Source organism: Rhodococcus sp. CX (assembly GCF_015865005.1).
Lineage (GTDB): Bacteria > Actinomycetota > Actinomycetes > Mycobacteriales > Mycobacteriaceae > Rhodococcus.
The window spans coordinates 106,838-112,741 of the sequence record NZ_JADZGH010000269.1 but is presented as its reverse complement, the minus strand read 5'-3'; the positions used below and the strand labels follow the sequence as shown (position 1 = coordinate 112,741).

The 5,904-nt window shown below is 67.6% G+C and carries 7 protein-coding genes; 5 read left to right on the top strand and 2 right to left on the bottom strand.

The window, feature by feature from the left end:
* On the top strand, positions 1 to 397 hold a 397-nt coding region (locus I0Q12_RS34390), incomplete at its 5' end, for a hypothetical protein (protein ID WP_231611734.1).
* Positions 398 to 550: 153 nt separating this feature from the next.
* Here the strand turns inward: I0Q12_RS34390 and I0Q12_RS30445 are convergent.
* Positions 551 to 1,003: a VOC family protein gene (locus tag I0Q12_RS30445; RefSeq protein WP_197257616.1), complete on the bottom strand. Its 453-nt coding sequence runs from the start codon at positions 1,001 to 1,003 to the stop codon at positions 551 to 553.
* A gap of 163 nt (positions 1,004 to 1,166) precedes the next feature.
* Between I0Q12_RS30445 and I0Q12_RS30440 the strand changes: the two genes are divergently transcribed.
* From I0Q12_RS30440 to I0Q12_RS30425, 4 genes are all read left to right on the top strand, one after another.
* Entirely contained in the window at positions 1,167 to 2,132 is a 966-nt protein-coding gene (locus I0Q12_RS30440; RefSeq protein ID WP_197257614.1) for a pirin family protein, read from the top strand.
* A 36-nt stretch (positions 2,133 to 2,168) separates the two neighbouring features.
* The gene (locus tag I0Q12_RS30435; RefSeq protein WP_197257612.1) at positions 2,169 to 2,945 is read left to right on the top strand and encodes a pirin-like bicupin family protein; all 777 of its coding nucleotides are present in this window, start codon (positions 2,169 to 2,171) and stop codon (positions 2,943 to 2,945) included.
* A 46-nt stretch (positions 2,946 to 2,991) separates the two neighbouring features.
* Positions 2,992 to 3,924: a PaaI family thioesterase gene (locus I0Q12_RS35000; protein WP_197257610.1), complete on the top strand. Its 933-nt coding sequence runs from the start codon at positions 2,992 to 2,994 to the stop codon at positions 3,922 to 3,924.
* A 91-nt stretch (positions 3,925 to 4,015) separates the two neighbouring features.
* Entirely contained in the window at positions 4,016 to 5,050 is a 1,035-nt protein-coding gene (locus I0Q12_RS30425; RefSeq protein WP_197257608.1) for an intradiol ring-cleavage dioxygenase, read from the top strand.
* A 28-nt stretch (positions 5,051 to 5,078) separates the two neighbouring features.
* Here I0Q12_RS30425 and I0Q12_RS30420 read toward each other — a convergent pair.
* Positions 5,079 to 5,904 (bottom strand): serine hydrolase (locus I0Q12_RS30420; protein WP_231611733.1); only part of this gene is annotated, 826 nt, incomplete at its 5' end.

The window sequence follows — 5,904 nt, the reverse complement described above, 5'->3', positions numbered from 1 at the left end:
GTTCTACGGTGCTCCCGCCACGGACGATGCTCCCGGCACGGACAGCGAATCGATCGGCGACATCGGCAACAGCTTCAGCACGCAAACCTTCCGAACCCCTTCTGCTCCCGAGCGGCAGTCGGCAAGATTCCCCTGCCCGAACGGCGGCATCAAACGAAATAACCGCAAATCACTCCACAAACGCTGTGATGTGAATCACGGCAACTCGCGTGGACGTTCTTTCTACATGACAACGACCCGCCTCGGCCACTCGGACAGTCGTCCAACTTCATTGATGCACCCGGTGCCACCTGCGGCAACGTCCGGAACGAGGTTGTCGCGATCGGATATTTCCTGCGAATTCTCCAGTACCTACAAATTGCACGTAATTTTCCGAAGTCGGGAAAGTTATTCGTGACAAGGCGCGTCGACATCGAACAATCGGCCCGACGCCGAGGTGGCCCCCAGGCAAAATACCGACGCGAGTAATCGAAGGTCCGGAACCCGCCGACGAGGCCACCGGGATCCGGAAGAACCGAACCCTCGGCAGCCCCGTCCAACGATCAACCGCCTAGGACTGCGCGGCGCCTTCCGCCTGCGGCCCCATCGCCACTGCCGCCGCTTCGACGTTCATCCACGACACCTCCCACACGTGGTTGTCGAGGTCGCGGAACGCCCGGCCGTACATGAAATCGACGTCCATCTCCGCCGACCCCGGCGTGGTCCAGTCGGATCCACCCGCGGCGATCGCGGCGTCGACGAGGCGGTCGACGTCGGCGCGGCTGTCGGCGGAGACGGCGAGCAGCACCTCCCGGGCCTTGCCGGTGTCGCAGATGTCGTCGTTGATGAAGTTCCGGAACCGCGGTTCCTCGAGGAACATGATGTAGGTCTGCTCGTTGATCTCCATGCACGCGGTGTTCGCGTCACAGAACATCTCGTTGAACGTGAACCCGAGAGTGTCGAAGAAGGCACGGGTCGCGGCGACGTCCTTGACGGGGAGGTTGGCGAAGAGCATGCGGGACATGTGAGCTCCTGAGGTTCGCGGCCCGCGCTGTGGGGCCGGTCGGTGCGGTCACATGGTTCGACTCGCGGGGGCCCGGAAACTCATCGCACACGGCCCGGGAACATTCCGGCGACCGCCCGGGTTAGAATAGTTGCACAGTCAATTACTTCGGGAGGAGCCCGCAATGCCTGCGGTCACCGTCGACAACATCCTGACCCTGCCCCGGATCGAGGCCCCGGCACCCGATCGTCCCGCGCGCCCGGTGCTCGGGGTGCGTACCGCTCCCGTCGGCTTCGAGGGCGAGGGCTTCCCGGTCCGCCGCGCGTTCGCGGGGATCGACCAGCGTTTCCTCGATCCGTTCATCCACATGGACCAGATGGGCGAGGTCGAGTACGCGCCGGGCGAGCCGAAAGGGACCCCTTGGCATCCGCACCGCGGCTTCGAGACCGTGACCTACATGATCGACGGCATCCTCGAGCACAAGGACTCGAACGGCGGTGGCGGCACGATCACCGGTGGTGACACCCAGTGGATGACCGCCGGCGCCGGCATCCTGCATATCGAGGCGCCGCCTGAGCACGTGGTCGTGAGCGGTGGTTTGTTCCACGGCGTGCAGCTGTGGGTGAACCTGCCCCGCGACAACAAGATGGCCCAGCCCCGATACCAGGACATCGCCGGCAGCAACGTGGCACTGGCGTCGTCGCCCGACGGCGGCACGCTGATCCGCGTGGTCGCCGGTGAGATCGGTGGCGTGCACGGTCCGGGCGTTACCCACACCCCGATCGCACTCGCCCACCTCACGATCGCGCCCGGTGCCTCGGTGACGCTGCCGTGGAACCCCGAGTACAACGCGCTCGCCTACATCCTGGCCGGCGACGGCACCGTCGGCGCCGAGCAGGCACCGGCTCGCACCGGTCAGACCGTGGTGTTCGGCCCGAAGGGCGACTCGATCACGCTGACCGCTTCCGCGACCCAGGATTCCCGCACCCATTCCCTCGAGGTGTTCCTCCTGGGAGGCAAGCCCATCCGCGAGCCGGTCGCGATGTACGGGCCGTTCGTCATGAACACGAAGGCCGAGATCATCCAGGCCTTCGAGGACTACCAGGCGGGCCGCCTCGGTTCGATCCCCGCCGAACACGAGCAGCACTAGTAATTACGCTGAAGCTCGCACCCCGAGAGGAACACCATGTCCCAGACCCCGCTGATCGACGTCCGCCGAGCAGCCGATCGGATGAAGACGAAGATCGACTGGCTGGATTCGAAGCACTCCTTCTCGTTCGGCCATCACTACGATCCGGACAACACCCACCACGGTCTGCTCCTCGTCAACAACGACGACATCGTCACGGCCGGAAAGGGTTTCGACACCCACCCGCATCGCGACATGGAGATCGTGACGTGGGTGCTACGCGGCAGCCTGGTGCACCAGGATTCGATCGGTCACTCCGGCGTCATCTATCCCGGCCTGGCCCAGCGGATGAGCGCCGGCACCGGGATCCTGCATTCGGAGAAGAACGACTCGTGGCGTCTCGACGGCGTCACCGGCACGCACGCCGCCGAACACGCGACACCCGTGCGGTTCGTCCAGATGTGGGTGATGCCCGACGAGGCCGGCATCACCCCCGGCTACGAGCAGCTCGAGATCGACGACGAACTGATGCGCGGCGGTCTGGTGCCCGTCGCGTCCGGGATGGCGAAGGACCGCGATCACGCGGCGATCCGGATCCACAACAAGTACGCGGGCCTGTCGGTCGCGCGGCTGCAGCCGGACAAGACGGTGACCCTGCCCGAGGCGCCGTACCTGCACGTCTTCGTCGCCGAGGGCAGCGCCGACCTCGAGGGTGTCGGTCCGCTCGCCGAGGGCGACGCGGTGCGGCTGACGAACTCCGGCGGGCAGCGTCTGACCACCACCACCGGAGCCGAGGTCCTCGTCTGGGAGATGCACGCGACGATCGGTCGCTGAGGGCCGCCACCCAGCCCTCACCGCTCACCCGTGATAGAGAGAACGGGTGAGCATCAGCACCCAGACCCTTCCGATCGACCGGCCCGTGACCGTCCTGGGCATCACGCGGGAAGGCTTCTCATCCGATCCCATGCGGATCGTCCAGACGCTCGGTCCGCGACTGCTCGATCATCGCGGTGAAATCACGATCGGGTCGCTGGGTGTGTTCACCGACGTCGTGGTGGGTGCCCCGGCCGCCGCCGCGCTGCGGGATCGGGCGGGCGAGCCGGTCGGTACCGTCCTCGCACAGTTGAGTGTGTCGGCGGCGAACCCGTTCCCGTCCGGCGGCACGATCGTCGGGACCGGCCGGGCCCTGCACACCGACGACGCAACGTCGCTGGCCGCGGCCGAGATCGTGGACGAATCGGGCAGTCTCGTCGCGCACGTCGTCGGCCGGGCCATGGCGGTCGGACGCGCAAGCATCGACGATCCGGAGGCTCCGCCCACGGCAGTCGCACAGAGCATGCCGGGACCCGAGCCGTGGGACGGTCCGGAGTCCCTCGCCGGGCGGTCCGGGCTCGGCATCGTCGAGGGCATCGCCGACGGCACGATCGCCCGGGGTCCGCTGGCCGCACTCCTCGGCCTCCGCGTGCAGCAATCCGAGCGCGGACGCGTCGACGCCCTCGTCACGCCGGCCGACTGGATGGCCAACCGGTTCGGCTCGATCCACGGCGGAGTGCTCGTGTCCATCGCCGACACGATCACCGGACTCGCCGCGCAGACCCTTCCCGAACAGGGCGGGCAGTACCGGATCCTCAACCTCGGTATCGACTATCTGCGCTCCCCCGACGCTCCGGGACCCGACGTCCTTGCCCAGGCCGAGGTGGTCCGGGCCGGGCGCCGGCTGGCCACGATCGAAGCGCGGCTGACCGGTGAGGACGGCACGGTGTTCTTCCGTGCCCACGCGAACGCTCAACTGTTCGCCGCAAGCTCCGACTGAACCCGCACACAGGAACCTCCCAGGAATCTCACGACCGGCGTCCAGGACCGCGCGCCACCATGGAGTCACGATTTCGATATCGGGAGGAAGCGTGAACAAAGACGTGGAGCTCAGCCGCAAACGGGTGAGCCGCCGCCGGGCATTGGCGCTCGGCGGAACCATCAGCCTCGGCAGCCTGCTCGCGGTCGCGTGCGGCACCGACAACGGCAGCAGCACCGCGACCACCGCGGCCGGCTCCGCGACGACGGACGCGACCGCGGCCGCGTCGGGCAGCATCGAGGAACAGCTCCGGGCGCTCCTCGACCAGGCCCCGAACTGCGTGATGACCAGCGAGGAGACGCAGGGGCCGTACTGGTTCGACGTCGACTCCATCCGCCGTGACATCCGGGAGGATCGTCCCGGCCTGGAACTGCAGCTCGCGCTTCGCGTGCAGGACCTGCAGAACTGCAGCGCCGACGGCTCCGCGAGCGCGGTCGCGAACGCGGTCGTCGAGATCTGGCACTGCGACGCTGGTGGCGTGTATTCGGGCTTCGAATCCGGGTCGATCGCAGCCAACCAGGGCGGGGGGCGGGGTCCGGGAGGCCCCGGCGGCACACCGCCGCCCGGTGGACCGGGTGGTCCCGGCGGACCGGGCGGACCGGGTGGGATGGCTCCACCCGAGGGCATGCAGTTCCCGGAAGGCATGGAACCACCGGAAGGCATGACCCCACCGAACGGTGGACCCGGCGGCACGGAAGGTTCGGGAGAGACCTCGAACGGTTCGTACAGCGTCGGCGACCAGGAAGCCACGACGACCGACGACGGCACCTATCTGCGGGGCGCCCAGGTGACCGATGCGAACGGCATCGCGTACTTCACGACCATCTTCCCGGGCTGGTACGTGGGGCGCACGGTCCACATCCACGTCAAGGTTCACATCGACAAGTCGACCGTTCTCACCACGCAGTTGTTCTTCGACGATGCCCTCAACGACGAGATCTTCTCCACCGTCGCCCCCTACACCGACCACACCGGGCGCGACACCCGCAACGACAACGACAACATCTTCGACGAGTCCGGCATGACGACCGTGTCGCAGCAGCCGGACCGGATCCTCGCTGCCGTCAATCTCGGTATCGATACCTGATTCGTCGGATCGCGCGGCGCGTCGGCAGTCAGGCGACGCGCCGCGCGATCGACACCGCCTCGGCGCCGAGTCGCGGGAATCGCGCGTCGGAGATCGTCGTCGTGAGGTTGCTGCCGAGCCGGTTCGTGACGAATGCGACGGACAAACCGGTGCCGGGGTCCGCGAACGCGCCCGACCCACCGAAACCGTAGTGCCCGACGGATCGTAAAGGCTGCTCCCGCAAGGCAACCCAGCCCGGGTGATAGCCGAGCCGCCAGTTCGGCCGGATGCCGAGCACGTAGTCGCGACGACGCGTCTGCACCTCGACGATCTGTTCGATCGTGTCTTCCTTGAGAAGCCGAACCCCTTCGAGCGCACCGCCGTTCGCGAGCGCGCCGTACATGCGGGCGAGCGCGCGGGCACTGAACACACCGTTCCAGCCGGGCATCACGGCGTCGTGCGCCGACGGGCTGCGCATCAACTCGTCGAAGCCTTCTGCCATGCCCGCTTCCGCGATGCCCCGGATTCCCGGCATCCGCGACATCACCCTTGCGGTGGTGCTCCACGACGAGGGCAGCGGGTTCACCTTGGGGAACACCGGGGCCAGGCGGCGCCGTTCGCTCTGCGGAACCCGGAACCAGAATTCGCGCAGGCCCAGCGGTCCGGCGAGTTCCTGCTCCACCAGTTCCGGGAATGTCCGATTCGTGACGCGGCAGGCGATCTCCGCGACGAGGTTGCCGTAGGTGACCGCGTGATATCCGGGCCCGGACAGTCTGCGCCGGTCGGGTGGGGTGGCGGCGAGCGCCTTCGCGACGGCCTCCGAATCCAGCAGGTCGAGGGGTCCGGGCACGAGTCCGCGAACGCGGTGCAGCCCC

Coding starts and splice junctions, on each gene's coding strand:
- I0Q12_RS30445 (WP_197257616.1), bottom strand. CDS start 1,003: ATGTCCCGCATGCTCTTCGCCAACCTCCCCGTCAAGGACGTCGCCGCG.
- I0Q12_RS30435 (WP_197257612.1), top strand. CDS start 2,169: ATGTCCCAGACCCCGCTGATCGACGTCCGCCGAGCAGCCGATCGGATG.
- I0Q12_RS30440 (WP_197257614.1), top strand. CDS start 1,167: ATGCCTGCGGTCACCGTCGACAACATCCTGACCCTGCCCCGGATCGAG.